The sequence below is a fragment of the Agromyces sp. H17E-10 genome, assembly GCF_022919715.1.
Classification (GTDB): Bacteria; Actinomycetota; Actinomycetes; order Actinomycetales; family Microbacteriaceae; genus Agromyces.
This window is the reverse complement of the sequence record NZ_CP095042.1, coordinates 1987489-2001218: the sequence shown is the minus strand read 5'-3', so window position 1 is coordinate 2001218 and position 13730 is coordinate 1987489. Positions and strand designations below refer to the sequence as shown.

Sequence of the window (13730 nt, the reverse complement as noted above, 5' to 3'; positions counted from 1 at the left end):
GGCCCGAGCGCTTCGACCGGAGCGGCACCCCACCGATGCAGCAGACGTAACCCCGTCATTCCGCAGGTTCCCCGGCAACTAGCATTGAACTCCCAAGCAGAACGGATAGCGCAGTGACCTCTGACGGCGTCCCCCAGCGGACCGGCAACAATCTCGACCCCTGGTACGCGAATTACGCCGAGCGAGCCGCCGGGTTCGCCGCCTCAGAAGTCCGAGCCCTCTTCGCCGTCGCCTCCCGGCCCGAGGTCGTGTCGCTCGCCGGCGGCATGCCGTTCGTGTCGGCCCTTCCGCAGGACCTGATCACGACCTCGATGGAGAAGGTCATGCGCGAGCAGGGCCCGGTCGCGCTCCAGTACGGCGGGGGAGCGGGCGTCCCCGCGCTGCGCGAGCAGATCCTCGACGTGATGGCGATCGAGGGCATCCGCGGCACGGTCGACAACGTGGTGACCTCGACCGGCTCGCAGCAGGCGCTCGACTTCGTCGCGAAGCTGTTCCTCGACCCCGGCGACGTCGTGCTCGCCGAGGCTCCGTCGTACGTCGGCGCGATGGGCGTGTTCCGCTCGTACCAGGCGTCGGTCGTGCACGTCGCGATGGACGACGACGGCCTGATCCCCGAGGCGCTCCGCCAGACGATCGCCCACCTGCGCGGCCAGGGGCGACGCATCAAGTTCCTCTACACGATCCCGAACTTCCACAACCCGGCCGGCGTCACGCTCTCGGCCTCGCGCCGGCCCGAGATCCTCGAGATCTGCCGAGCGAACGAGATCCTCGTCCTCGAGGACAACCCGTACGGGCTGCTGCATTTCGACGAGCCCGCTCCGAATGCGCTGCGGTCGCTCGACCCCGAGGGCGTCATCTACCTCGGCTCCTTCTCGAAGACCCTCGCCCCGGGGTTCCGGGTGGGCTGGGCGCTCGCCCCGCACGCGATCCGCGAGAAGCTCATCCTCGCGGCGGAGTCGGCGGTGCTGTCGCCGTCGTCCTTCAGCCAGCTCGTCGTCTCGGAGTACCTGGCCACCGCCGACTGGCGCGGGCAGATCGACACGTTCCGCGGCGTCTACCGCGAACGCAAGGACGCGATGATCGAGGCACTCGGCGAGTACCTGCCGCAGTTGTCGTGGACCAACCCGAACGGCGGGTTCTACGTCTGGGTCACGATGCCCGACATGCTCGACTCGAAGCAGATGCTGCCCCGCGCCGTGAAGGAGCTCGTCGCCTATACGCCCGGAACGGCATTCTTCGCCGACGGACGCGGCCGTCACGCGATGCGGCTGTCGTTCTGCTATCCGACACCCGACGCGATCCGGCTCGGCATCCGTCGCCTGGCGACCGTGGTGAACGGCGAGCTCGACCTGCTCGACACGTTCGCCGGCACGGGCACCCTGCAGCTCCCGCCAACTCCGGGCGTGGAGCAGGCGCCGCCCTCCGACCTCAAGTAGTCCCCGCAGCATCCTCGCCACGCCGGCTCGAGCACTGGAGAAATACCTGATCATGAGCGAATCTACCGGTTTGAATGTCGTCGTCCTCGCCGGAGGCATCTCACACGAACGCGATGTCTCGCTCCGCTCGGGCCGAAGGGTCGCCGACGCACTGACCGCGGCCGGCCACCGGGTCGTGCTGCGCGATCCCGATGCCGGACTCCTTCCGTACCTCGCGTCCGATCGTCCCGATGTCGTATTCCCGGCCCTGCATGGATCGAGCGGCGAGGACGGCTCGCTGCTCGAGCTGCTCGCGGCGATCGGCGTCGCCACCGTCGGCTCGACCGGCGCAGCCGCGCGCCGAGCGTGGTCGAAGCCGGTCGCGAGTTCGCTCGTCGCCGGAGCCGGCATCGCCGTGCCCGAGTCGATCGTGCTCTCGCACGAGGCGTTCCGCGAGCTGGGCGCCGCGAGCGTGCTGAGGGTCGTTCGCGAGAAGCTCGACGGCGACCTGGTCGTGAAGCCCGGATCAGGCGGTTCGGCGCAAGGTGTGTCGATCGTCGATCACCCCGACGCACTCGCGCGCGCGATGGTCGAGGCGTTCACATACGATGACGTCGCAGTGGTCGAGCGCCGCATCGTCGGTACCGAGATCGCGGTCACGGTCATCGGCACCGACGACGGTGCGACCACCTTGCCGGCCGTCGAGATCGAGCCGACCGCCGGCGTCTACGGATTCGACGCGCGGTACAACGCGGGGGAGACCACGTTCTACGCACCGTCGCGTCTCGCCGAGTCCGAGCTCTCGGCAGCGGCCGAAGCCGCCATCACCGCGCACGCGACGCTCGGCCTTCGCGACCTGTCCCGGGTGGATTTCATCGTGGATGCCATGGGCACGCCGTGGTTCCTCGAAGCGAACGTGCTGCCGGGGTTGACGGAGACCTCGCTCGTCCCGCTCGCGATCGAGGCGTCGGGGTCGACGGCGTCGGAGCTCTACGACCGACTCGTCCGAACGGCACACGCCCGGTTCATCGGGTGACGACGAGGGCCCCGTTCCAGTCGGAACGAGGCCCTCGAATCACTGATTTCAGTTCGTCAGGAGCGATTCTGCGGGCGGAACCAGATCAGACACCCTCGAGTTCCTCGCCGAGCTCCGTCAGGATCCGCCGAAGGTCCTGAACGGTTGCGAAATCAATGCTGATCTGGCCTTTTCGAGCGCCCAGCGCGATCTTCACGCGGGTGTTCAGCCGATCGCCGAGCCTCGTCGCCAAATCGTCGAGGAAGTCCTGCCGCTTGCCTGCCGAAGGCTTCACGCGAGCGGCCGCCTTCGGCTCCTGCGACGCGAGCGACTCGGCGGCGCGCACCGAGAGCTCCTCGTTCACGATCTTGTCGGCGAATCGCTGCATGTCGTCGGAGTCGCCGACCGAGAGGATCGCGCGTGCATGTCCGGCACTGAGCACGCCGGCGGCGACGCGCACCTGCACCGGCTCGGGGAGCTTCAGGAGACGCAGGGTGTTCGAGATCTGCGGCCGGGATCGACCGATACGGTTCGCGAGCTCCTCCTGCGTGATGCCGAAGTCGGCGAGCAGCTGCTGGTACGCCGATGCCTCTTCGAGCGGGTTGAGCTGCGACCGGTGGAGGTTCTCGAGGAGCGCGTCGCGCAGCATGTCCTCGTTGGCGGTGTCCTTGATGACGGCCGGGATGGTGTCGAGACCCGCTGCCTTCGTGGCCCGGAGGCGGCGCTCGCCCATGACGAGTTCGTACTTGCCGACCTGGTCGGGGTGGGGGCGAACCACGATCGGCTGCAAGACGCCGAATTCGCGCACGCTGTGCACGAGCTCGGCAAGGTCTTCGGGATCGAAGACGCTCCGCGGCTGCACGGCATTCGGGACGATGTCGTTCGGATCGAGCCGGGCGAGCCGGGCGCCGGGCACGGCGATGAGATCCTCAGCGGCGGCCGCCTGCTCCACCGCTGCGACCGCCGTGGCGGGCGTCGAGTCGGCGTCGGGGAAGAAGACGTCGACCGGACGGTTCGCCTTCGTCGATTCGTCGACCGTGGGAATGAGTGCGCCGATGCCTCGGCCGAGTCCGGTTCGCTTGCTTGCCATCAGTTGGTTTCCTCTGCTTTCGCAGCGCCGCGTCGTGCGATCTCGGCTGCTGCCTCTCGATACGACAGGGATCCGCTCGACGCGAAGTCGTAGCTGATCACGCTCTGTCCGTAGCTGGGTGCCTCGGAGACGCGCACCGATCGGGGGATGATCGTATCGAGCGTCTGCGTGGGGAAGTGGTCGCGAACCTCCTGCGCCACCTGCTGCGCGAGGTTCGTGCGCGAGTCGTACATCGTCAGCAGGATCGTCGACAGTCGGAGCTCGGGATTCAGGTGCTTCTCGATGAGCTCGATGTTGCTGAGCAGCTGCGAGAGACCCTCGAGCGCGTAGTACTCGCACTGGATCGGGATGAGTACCTCGCGCGCCGCGACGAAGGCGTTGATCGTCAAGAGGCCGAGCGACGGCGGGCAGTCGATGAAGACGTAGTGATACGGCTCGTCCATCGACGCGAGATGCGCATCGAGCGCCCGACGGAGCCGCTGCTCGCGGGCGACGAGCGACACGAGCTCGATCTCCGCGCCCGCCAGGTGGATGGTCGCGGGCACGCAGTCGAGCGACTCGTGCTCGGTCGACGGCTGGATCACCTCGGAGAGCGCGAGGTCGGCGACGAGGACCTCGTACACGCTCTGCTGCTCGGAACGGTGGTCGACGCCGAGTGCGGTCGACGCATTTCCCTGCGGATCGAGATCGATGACGAGCACGCGTGCACCTGATCGCGCCAGTGCGGCGGCGAGATTCACGGCAGTGGTCGTCTTGCCGACGCCACCCTTCTGATTCGAGATCGTGAGCACACGAGTCTTCGCCGGCTTCGGAAGCACGGCCTCCTCGAGCGCAATGCGCCGGCGCGTTTCGTCGGCAAGTTCGTAAGCCAGGGGAGTTCCTCCGTGATTGATCGATGTTTCACGTGAAACATCGGGGGTTGTGATCGGCTGCAGGGCAGCGGCTTCGGGCGCGGGGAGCGGCTCGGCGAGCGTTCCAGCGGCCGACGAAGCCGGTTCTTCGGCGACAGAAGGCGCCGCGGAAGGCTCCGCAGAGGCGGTCGGCTGTGGTTGCTCGACGGGCGGTGCATCGAGCGGCTCCGGCGCGACAATCGGCGACGCGGGCGGCTCGCTCACGGGCTCAGCCTCGGACGGCTCTGTCGCCAGGGGCTCCGGCGCGGGCGCCGCAGGCATAGCCGGCTCGGTCGCAGCGGCCACCGCCGCCTCAGCGGCGGATGCGGGGGCCGCCGCGGGCGCTTCCAGGTGATCTGCCTCGGATGACGACTGCGCTGGGTCACTCGATGCAACGTCTGCAGCGGTGCGCGAGACCGGCTCGTCCTGCTCCTGCACGACTTCCGTGCCTGACGACTCGGGGTGGAGCGACGTGGCGGTGTCGACTGCCGCGTCACCGACGATCTCGCGGATGAGGTCCTCGAGCAGGCGATCGGGCCCGCTTTCGACATCGAGGGGATGCACCTCGGGGAGCGCGGAGCGGTCGGCCTCGTCGTTCAAGGCCGCGGCAGTCGCCGCATCCCAGTCGAATGCAGCTGCCGGGGGAGTGGTCTCGGCCCCGGACGTCGCATTCGCCGACTGCGCTGCCGGCGCGGCATTCGTCGGGGGCTGAGTCACCGAAGACCCGAGCTGCTCACGACCGGCCGTCGGTTCGGTGATGGCATCGACCTCGTTCGGAACACCCGGATTCATCGTCGACTCGGGAGTCGATTCCGGTTCATTCTGGCGGGAGCGTCGACGATGGAACCATCCTCGTCCCCCACCAGGCGTCATAACCGTCGTCTCCCGTTCCTCGTGGATCTTCCTGCGAATTCACGTGCTGCGACCCGAGAGTCCAGCCTAACCGTCACCGCCGTCGCGTGCCGGTCGAATCGACAACCAGCAGGCACTCCACGAGACTCACGACGTCGTTTCACGTGAAACGCGCCGGACCCGGGCAGCGCAACGAACACGCGCGCGCGGCTGACGATGTTTCACGTGAAACGGAGCAACCTCCGGCCTGGTGCGAGCTTCAGCGCTCGTATCCCTCCGAACGTGCCGCGAGGGCCCAAGCGGTTTCGCAGCACGACGTTGGACTTCGACGACCGAACCGTCGCTGCACGCGAACGGAAGACACTGCGCGAAGCTGCGATCATCTCGGGCTCGGCACATGCGAATGCCGGGGCGCACCGTTCAAGCTCCGCCACAGAACAGGCTCCTCCGCCCTGATCACCGACAGTTCGGCGGCTACCCGTCGGTAGTCACTCCGCGCCGATTGCTGCCGGGCTGAGCCGATGTTTCACGTGAAACGCTCGGACTTTCGATCGCGCCCGAACCCACTCGTTGCCCGGCCGTCCGATGCGTGGCGAGCACTCACTCACGACGGGACACACGTGCGCCCGACGCGAGAGATGCTCTGCCGCGTGAGGTGAGGGCGAGAAGGCAGGATCCGCTCACCGTGGCAGGCGAGACAGCCATCCGGATCGGCATCTCGCGACAGCCGAGCACACTCAACCTGCGCAGTGGTGCCACACCGACGAGCAGTGACGCGGTCGGCAACGCTGATCCACCTCGCCACCCCGCCGTTCGGAGCTCTCCGCATGACGATCCGCTGCGGCGATACAGCGTCTGCTCGTTTCGGTGAGGCACTGGATCGATCGACCAGGCAACCGCGTGGATCCGACTTCGTGACCGAGATCCGAACAACCGGCCCCGGCAGCAGCGTGAGGTGGGAGCTGGATGTCAGCGCTCGATCCATCGAACGCCCGTACAGCCACACGACTTGGCCCATCCCGGCATGGAGCCCGGCGCTCTGCACGACAGCACAGGTTCGGCGTCACAGCGGCTTTCCACCACCCGCGCCGGCAGTGGGAGAAGCACCAGATAGTCGAACGCACGCTTACCGCGACCGCTTCGAACGATGCGATGCGCCTGTTCGAGCGTGGCCGGCCGGGAGAGCCAGTCGTTCACGACGCGTTGCCGGCGCTACCGGCTCAACGCACACTGGCCCGGCGCGCATGCAACAGGTGACTCATGGCGCTGCTGGGCCTGCGGACTCGTGCGCCCAACGTCCACCATGGCAGCAGCCAACTCAGTGTGACGAGAGTCCCGCCCCGTCCGACGGAGGTGGCGCGCGCGTCTGGAGCACAGATCGCCCCGAATGGTCACGACACACTGCTCGAGCCAGAAGCCGTCGCTGCAGATGGCGCCACTACAGACGAACGACGCCATCGTGGCGCACCGAGAAATTCGTGCGCACCGCTCGAGATCGAGGTCTTCAGGCGAGCTCGACCGCGCCTGCTTGAGAGCGACCATCCGTCGCCGAACTGGCGGCACGACCCGATGTCCGAAGTGACGACTGCGGCACGCACGCCAAGACGTCGAACCGTGTGCGGCTGGGCGTTGCACCGGGATGCACTAGCCTCGCCTTCCCCGCCTCGTCCCCACGTTCCAGCTCACCATGCGGTTCCCATGCCTGCCCTGGAAGAAGGCCTCCACGTACAACAGGGGCGATGCCGTCTCCATGACTCCAGGCGCGACGAAACATGAGAACGGCCGGCATCGATTTTCGCCCGGCGACCAGTAGCCGATCACGGCTCACGGCCCACGGCCCACGGCCCCACGGCTCACCACTCGCCACTCACCACTCACGGCTCAGGGCTCACCGCTCCCGACTCATCACTCCCGACTCATCACTCACGGCTCACGGCTCACGGCTCACGGCTCACGGCTCACGGCTCACGGCTCACGGCTCACGGCTCACGGCTCACGGCTCACGGCTCACGGCTCACGGCTCACGGCTCACGGCTCACGGCTCACGGCTCACGGGCATAGCCTCACTCCTTGATGACAAGCGAGGAGGCCTACTGTCGGCAAGCACCACGCACCACGTCGCGCATGATCGATCGCCCACGGGGGAGAGGTGAAGTGAGAGGTGGTCACCGCCATGGGCTCCCGTACTCTCATCGCCCCAGCCGACCACCGCAAGGCCAAAGCGTTTCACGTGAACATCCGTACGCCGCCCCACCGGCCCTCGGCTGACGCGGCGAGGTGATCCGAGTCGAGGACTGGATGGACCGGACCCCTGGCGAGATGTGAATGCACGCGCAGCCGCGGTCGTCCGGCGGCGCGATGTCGAGAAGGCTACGTTTCACGTGAAACATCCACCCCGCCGCAAGCGCCAGACACCGCAACCAACGGCGGCGGGATTGCACGAACCGAGCAGGACCCGGGGGAGCGCCCGCAGCCGGATACCCGACCCCTCCTGACGGCGACACTGCGCAGATTCCATCGCGTCGAGCGAATGGCGACCTACCGCGAACCCCATCCCGGCGACGGAACCAGCCGCACCGACCGCCTTGCTCCTCCGCGAATCCGGCTAACCGCTTCAGGCGTCCTTGGTGTACTGGTCGGCTCAGCTACTCAGCGCGTCTGGTTGGCAGGCCCTTGGGCTCGAGCGGAACGACGGCGCGCGCGATGATCCCCGGTCGCACGTCTCCCCGCCCGCGTCGATGCCGCCATCGACAGCGCCGGGGTGGCCCCGAGTTGATCGTCGCGAAGTCGACCGCGACACTCGCGCTCCCAATCGGGATCGCGCGTGGCATCCCGGGCATCTCGTTGCTCCCGCTGCTTACCGAGCCCGCGGTCGCCCGCGCGATCGAGGCCACGACCGGTGAACACCCATGATCGATGGCACCGCGGACCACTGCTGGCAGCCGGCCGTCACCGCGGACGATCACCACGGGCGCGCGGGTGCGTGAGATCGAGGCGGGCGCACGATCTTGAAACGACTGGCGGCTGGCGGCTGGCGGCTGGCGATGGTCCAGCACCGGCCGTCGTCGACGCCATCGCGGCCCACGCGAACGAAATGCGTATCGAGGCCGGCGAGCAACCGACTGCCCGCCACTCGGGCTCAGCCGCGGACGCGGCTCACTCCCGATCGATGGCCGATTCAATCGACCGCCGACTTCAGTCCACGACCGCGCGGAACACCCTGGTCAACTCCGACTCGGGCACGATGCCTTCACCGAGCACGAGCACCTCGACATCGCGCAGGCCGAATTTGCGGATGACCTTCTCGGCCTTGCCGATCTCACCCTCGACGCTCGCGCCCTTCATGAGCACGAGCTCGCCGCCGGGGCGGACGAGGGGAGCGGTCACCGGGATGAGCGTGCGCAGCGCACTCACCGCGCGGGCCGTGACCTGGTCGAGTGCCTCGAACAGTTTCGACTCCTCGGCGCGCGCACGCACGACGGTGACGTTCGCCAGCTCGAGTTCAGTCGCCTGGCGCTCGAGCCAGGCGACGCGGCGCTCCATCGGTTCGATGAGCACGAACTCGACGTCGGGCCGGATGATCGCGAGCACGATGCCCGGCAGACCGGCGCCGGAGCCGACATCGCCGACACGACCCTGGCGAATCAACGGTGCGACGAGCGCGCTGTTCAGTATGTGCCGCGTCCAGAGCCGCGGCAGCTCGAGCGGTCCGATGAGTCCGAGTTCCTCACCGTGTTCGGCAAGGGCGGTGGTGAACGCACGACCCTTCTCGATGTGCGCTCCGAAGAGTGTCGCGGCGCCGGCCGGTTCGGGTTCGAGTCCGTCGATCGTCATCGTTTCACGTGAAACGTCGAGTGCGGCGCGGTCAGCCGACGCGGGTGATGACGGTGTGGCGGTCAGCGCCCTCGCCGCGCGACTCCGAGTGGAAACCCTGCTCGGCGACGAGGTCGTGCACCAGCTTGCGCTCGTACGACGACATCGGGGGGAGTGCCGCCTCGGTGGCACCGCCCTCGATGCGCTCCACCGCTCGCGACACGAGCGTCGCCAGCTCATCGCGACGTGCGTCGCGCGAGCCGCCGATGTCGAGGATGAGGCGCGAGAAGGCGCCGGTCTTGGTCTGCACTGCGAGGCGAGTCAACTCCTGCAGCGCGCTCACCGTCTCAGGCTTGGAGAGCAGGCTCAGGTTCGCGCCGTCGCCGGCGTTCACCGAGATGTACGCGCGACCGTTGCGCGCATCGATGTCGATGTCACCGTCGAGGTCGGTGATGTCGAGCAGTTCCTCGATGTAGTCGGCGGCGATGTCGCCCTCTTCTTCGAGCTGGGCGGTCGAGCGCTCGTCGGCGTCGTGCTGCACGTCGGTCATCGTTCTTACTTTCCCTGCTTCTTGGCGCGCGACTTGCTCATCGGCTGCTGCCGCTGCGACTTCTTCTCTTCCACGACGACGGTCGTCGAGTCGCCCTTGTCCTCGACCACGAGCTTGCCCTTCTTGGCAAGACGCGCCTCGCGGGCCTTCGCGGCCTCACTGCCGGGCGTGGGCATGTTGCGGATGACCACGAACTGCTGACCCATGGTCCAGAAGTTCGAGACGAGCCAGTAGAACATGACGCCGAGCGGGAAGGCGACACCCGAGAACGCGAACACGAGGGGGAGCAGGTAGAGGAGGATGCGCTGCTGCCGGAACATCGGGCTCGCCTTGGTCTCGGGCGACATGTTCTTCGAGACGATCTGCAGCTGGGTGATGAACTGCGATGCGGTCATGAGCACGATCATCGACAGGGCGATGATCATCGTGTTCACGCTGAACGGATCGCCCGCGATCATGAGGTTCCACTGCTGGATGAACGTCGAGTTCAGCGGAGCGCCGAGGAACTCGGAGTTCGCGAACGAGTTGGCGAGCTCCTGCGTGAGCAGGCCGACGCCGGCCTTGTCGTGCTGTGCGTCGTTGAGCACCGAGAACAGGGCGAAGAAGATCGGCATCTGCAGCAGCAGCGGCAGGCACGACGAGAGCGGGTTGGTGCCCGTCTTCTTGTAGAGCTCCATGGTCTCGCGCGACATCGCCTCGCGAGAGAGCTGGTCCTTCTTGCCCTTGTACTTGTCCTGGATCTTCTTGAGCTGCGGCGCCACTTCGAGCATGCGGCGCTGGCTCTTGATCTGCCGGACGAAGATCGGGATGAGGGCCGCGCGGACCACGAGCACGAGGCCGACGATCGAGAGCACCCAGGTGACGCCCGCGTTCGGGTCCATCCCGAGGAAGTCCCAGAAGGAGTGGAAGGCGACGAGGATCAGCTCGACGGCCCATTTGATGGGCCAGAGAACCAGGCTGATGAGATCCATGGGCTGGGGTCAGTCCTTTCGGGACGGGCTGGGGGAGGAGATCATGGCGGCTGCTGCGGCGGGCATCCGCTGCGCCGAGAATTCGAAGGATGCCTCGTGGCCGGCGTGCGACCCGTGATGGTTGTGCGGCGTCGGCGCCGAGGCATCCGCCTTCACATACCCGGCCGGGAGCACCCAGCCGAATCGGGTCACGCGATAGCGATCGTGGCGAGCGGGCCGGACATCGTCGATGCCGCCGGGCGACCAGGGGTTGCAGCGCAGGATGCGCCACGCGGTCAGCACCGAGCCGATGACGAGCCCGCGCTGCTGCACCGATCCGAGCCCGTAGGCCGAGCAGGTCGGGTAGTAGCGGCACACGTCGCCGTAGAGCGGAGAGATGAGCTTGCGGTAACCGCGGATCAGGAGGACCCCGAGGTTACGGGGGATGAGTACGACGAAAAGGGCGAGGTCACGCATGCGACCCGCCCTGTTGCTGTTTCGTCGACGTCGTACGCGCACGGCGCTTCTCGACCGCCCGGACCACGTCGGCCCTCAATGCCGCCCAATCGGCGTCGGCCGCCGAGGGCAGTGCCCGCACCACGATGTCGGTGCCTGCGAAGCCGTCGCCGAGCACCTCGTAGCACGCCGCCTTGAGGCGACGTCGCACGAGGTTGCGGCGCACCGCGCCGCCGACCTTCTTCGAGACGATGAAGCCGAAGCGCGCGTCGGTGCCCGACTCCCGTGAACGCATGTAGCTCACGGTGTGGGCACCGGCGACCTTCGCACCGCGGCGCACGATGACTCGGTAGTCGTCGGCGCTCGTGATGCGATTGGCTTTGGCGAGCACCGACGAATTACGCGGAGAGCTCGGTGCGGCCCTTGGCGCGGCGTGCCGACAGGATGGCACGGCCCGCACGGGTGCGCATGCGAAGGCGGAAGCCGTGCTTCTTGGCGCGACGACGGTTGTTCGGCTGGAACGTACGCTTGCTCATTCTTCTTCTCCGGCTGTCGGATCTCCTCGCCGGAAAGTGGCTGCGACACGTGCTGCAGCGCGGCGGCGGGAAAACTGGGTGCCCGAAAGGGCTGGGGTCAACTGATTAAAACTACGGCCTCGACGGCCCCCGGTCAAACCGGCGGCCGCGCACGACGGCGCAATTCGAACCCCACAGTATCGCTCGAACCTCGATACCACCTGTGGAACGACACGCCCGCGATGTCGAATCCTCCGATCGGCATTTGTCGGCGGCGGCATCCTCGGATAGCGTTTGACACCAGTTATCCCCAGCTTCGTGCGCGGAATCCCGGGCGAGTTCCCGAATCTCCCCACAGGCGGTGGAGAACGTTGTGAACACTCGCCTCGCGCCGCTCGCTTCGTCGATGGGGGATCGATGAGCGGCCCACGAGAGCACCGAAACTTGATTGCGGGGAACGATGACCGAACAGCCCATTTCCGAGACGTGGGCGACGATCCTCGATCGACTGTCGGACGACGACGCGATCACCCCGATGCTCCAGGGCTTCCTCAACCTGGTCGAACCGAAGGGCATCGCCGCCGGCACCTTCTACCTCGAGGTGCCGAACGACTTCACCGCGAGCATGCTCAACCAGCGCATGCGGGTCTCGCTCCTCTCGGCCATGAGCACGGTCGAGGCACCGTCGCCCGTGACCTCCTTCTACGTCGTCGTGAACCCCGAGCTCGAAGAGGTGCGCGCGGCCGCCGAGCAGCAGGCCGGCTACGCGACCGAGCCCGACCCCGTCGAGCTGCCGGCATCGCCGCAGTCGGTGTTCGAGAACACGAGCCCGGTCACGCCGCGCGATACGCGGCTGAACCCGAAGTACTCGTTCGACAGCTTCGTCATCGGCCAGTCGAACCGGTTCGCGCATGCCGCCGCGGTCGCCGTGGCCGAGGCGCCGGCCAAGGCGTACAACCCGCTCTTCATCTACGGCGACTCGGGTCTCGGCAAGACGCACCTCCTGCACGCCATCGGCCACTACGCGATGAGCCTCTATCCGGGCATCCGCGTCAGGTACGTCTCCTCCGAGGAGTTCACGAACGACTTCATCAACTCGATCGCGAACAACCGCGGCTCCCTCTTCCAGCAGCGGTACCGCAACATCGACATCCTGCTGATCGACGACATCCAGTTCCTGCAGGGCAAGGCCGAGACGCAGGAGGCGTTCTTCCACACCTTCAACCAGCTGCACGACCACAACAAGCAGGTCGTGATCACGAGCGATGTGCCGCCGAAGCACCTCACGGGCTTCGAGGACCGCATGCGCAGCCGGTTCGAGTGGGGCCTCATCACCGACGTCCAGGCGCCCGACCTCGAGACGCGCATCGCGATCCTCCGCAAGAAGGCGCAGTCCGACCGACTGCAGGTGCCCGACGACATCCTCGAGTACATGGCGTCCAAGGTCTCCTCGAACATCCGCGAGCTCGAGGGCACGCTCATCCGCGTCACGGCGTTCGCGAGCCTCAACCGCACGCCCGTCGACATGCCGCTCGTGCAGACGGTGCTCAAAGACCTGATCACGGATGACTCGGACAACGTGGTGGCACCGGTCGACATCATCACGGCGACGGCGGACTACTTCAAGCTCACCGTCGACGACCTCTACGGCTCGAGCCGTTCGCAGGCGGTCGCGACGGCACGCCAGATCGCGATGTACCTCTGCCGCGAGCTCACGAACCTCTCGCTGCCGAAGATCGGGCAGCTCTTCGGCAACCGCGACCACACGACGGTGATGTACGCGAACAAGAAGATCTCGGAGCTCATGAAGGAGCGCCGCTCGATCTACAACCAGGTGACCGAGCTCACCGCGCGCATCAAGCAGACGACGCGCTACCGCTGACCCGCGTCGGTTGGTTGAGGAGGGAGCCGAGCGACCGTCTCGAAACCCAGTCCCGCCGTTACATGGTTTCGAGACGCTCCTTCGTCGCTCCTCAACCAGCCCGAGCAGGCTCTGCAGCGCCCGTGCAGACCCATCTCCGAACGGTTCCCACAGTTGTGGAGAACCTGTGGATTGTTAACGAGCAACCGCGACGGGACTGTTGACACCGTTCTGCGCCCTGTGCAGAACACCGTTCGGCGATCGACGCCGCCCCGCTGCATCCGTCGACGATTCCACACGGTGTGCACAGACCCGAACCCCCT

General features: G+C 67.0%; 11 protein-coding genes. 3 read left to right on the top strand and 8 right to left on the bottom strand.

Annotated elements, in window-relative coordinates; genetic code table 11:
* The first annotated feature begins 113 nt into the window (after positions 1–113).
* Both MUN74_RS08950 and MUN74_RS08945 read left to right on the top strand, forming a co-directional pair.
* The gene (locus MUN74_RS08950; protein ID WP_244856126.1) at positions 114–1436 is read left to right on the top strand and encodes an aminotransferase-like domain-containing protein; all 1323 of its coding nucleotides are present in this window, start codon (positions 114–116) and stop codon (positions 1434–1436) included.
* Between the two features lie 52 nt (positions 1437–1488).
* Positions 1489–2451 carry a D-alanine--D-alanine ligase family protein gene (locus MUN74_RS08945; RefSeq protein WP_244856125.1) on the top strand — a complete coding sequence of 321 codons (963 nt, stop codon included), beginning with the start codon at positions 1489–1491 and terminating at the stop codon, positions 2449–2451.
* 85 nt (positions 2452–2536) lie between these two features.
* Here the strand turns inward: MUN74_RS08945 and MUN74_RS08940 are convergent, their stop codons facing one another.
* The 8 genes from MUN74_RS08940 to rpmH all read right to left on the bottom strand — a co-directional run bounded on the left by MUN74_RS08940 (position 2537) and on the right by rpmH (position 11567).
* Entirely contained in the window at positions 2537–3520 is a 984-nt protein-coding gene (locus MUN74_RS08940) for a ParB/RepB/Spo0J family partition protein (protein ID WP_244856124.1), read from the bottom strand.
* Positions 3520–4413 (bottom strand): ParA family protein, encoded by an 894-nt coding sequence (locus MUN74_RS08935; RefSeq protein ID WP_305038273.1) that lies wholly within the window; start codon positions 4411–4413, stop codon positions 3520–3522. Before MUN74_RS08935 ends, MUN74_RS08940 begins: the two co-directional genes overlap by 1 nt.
* A gap of 4044 nt (positions 4414–8457) precedes the next feature.
* On the bottom strand, positions 8458–9096 hold the full coding sequence (rsmG, locus tag MUN74_RS08930; RefSeq protein ID WP_244856123.1) for a 16S rRNA (guanine(527)-N(7))-methyltransferase RsmG: 639 nt from the start codon (positions 9094–9096) through the stop codon (positions 8458–8460).
* 31 nt (positions 9097–9127) lie between these two features.
* Positions 9128–9625, bottom strand: coding sequence for a Jag family protein (locus MUN74_RS08925; RefSeq protein ID WP_244856122.1), 498 nt, complete (start codon positions 9623–9625; stop codon positions 9128–9130).
* A gap of 5 nt (positions 9626–9630) precedes the next feature.
* Complete coding sequence (gene yidC / locus MUN74_RS08920; RefSeq protein ID WP_244856121.1) at positions 9631–10596, bottom strand: membrane protein insertase YidC; 966 nt, start codon at positions 10594–10596, stop codon at positions 9631–9633.
* Between the two features lie 9 nt (positions 10597–10605).
* Positions 10606–11052: a membrane protein insertion efficiency factor YidD gene (gene yidD, locus MUN74_RS08915; RefSeq protein ID WP_244856120.1), complete on the bottom strand. Its 447-nt coding sequence runs from the start codon at positions 11050–11052 to the stop codon at positions 10606–10608.
* Positions 11045–11422, bottom strand: coding sequence for a ribonuclease P protein component (gene rnpA, locus MUN74_RS08910; protein ID WP_244856119.1), 378 nt, complete (start codon positions 11420–11422; stop codon positions 11045–11047). Before rnpA ends, yidD begins: the two co-directional genes overlap by 8 nt.
* A gap of 7 nt (positions 11423–11429) precedes the next feature.
* A complete protein-coding gene (rpmH, locus tag MUN74_RS08905; RefSeq protein WP_022889115.1) occupies positions 11430–11567 on the bottom strand; it encodes a 50S ribosomal protein L34 in 138 nt (45 codons plus the stop codon).
* 439 nt (positions 11568–12006) lie between these two features.
* Here rpmH and dnaA point away from each other — a divergent pair, with 439 nt between their 5' ends.
* Entirely contained in the window at positions 12007–13428 is a 1422-nt protein-coding gene (gene dnaA, locus MUN74_RS08900; protein ID WP_244856118.1) for a chromosomal replication initiator protein DnaA, read from the top strand.
* Positions 13429–13730: the final 302 nt, after the last annotated feature.

What these genes read in the sequence shown, in the direction of transcription:
- MUN74_RS08945 (WP_244856125.1), top strand. Translation starts at nt 1,489, where the DNA reads ATGAGCGAATCTACCGGTTTGAATGTCGTCGTCCTCGCCGGAGGCATC.
- MUN74_RS08940 (WP_244856124.1), bottom strand. Translation starts at nt 3,520, where the DNA reads ATGGCAAGCAAGCGAACCGGACTCGGCCGAGGCATCGGCGCACTCATT.
- rsmG (WP_244856123.1), bottom strand. Translation starts at nt 9,096, where the DNA reads ATGACGATCGACGGACTCGAACCCGAACCGGCCGGCGCCGCGACACTC.
- MUN74_RS08925 (WP_244856122.1), bottom strand. Translation starts at nt 9,625, where the DNA reads ATGACCGACGTGCAGCACGACGCCGACGAGCGCTCGACCGCCCAGCTC.
- yidC (WP_244856121.1), bottom strand. Translation starts at nt 10,596, where the DNA reads ATGGATCTCATCAGCCTGGTTCTCTGGCCCATCAAATGGGCCGTCGAG.
- yidD (WP_244856120.1), bottom strand. Translation starts at nt 11,052, where the DNA reads ATGCGTGACCTCGCCCTTTTCGTCGTACTCATCCCCCGTAACCTCGGG.
- rpmH (WP_022889115.1), bottom strand. Translation starts at nt 11,567, where the DNA reads ATGAGCAAGCGTACGTTCCAGCCGAACAACCGTCGTCGCGCCAAGAAG.
- dnaA (WP_244856118.1), top strand. Translation starts at nt 12,007, where the DNA reads ATGACCGAACAGCCCATTTCCGAGACGTGGGCGACGATCCTCGATCGA.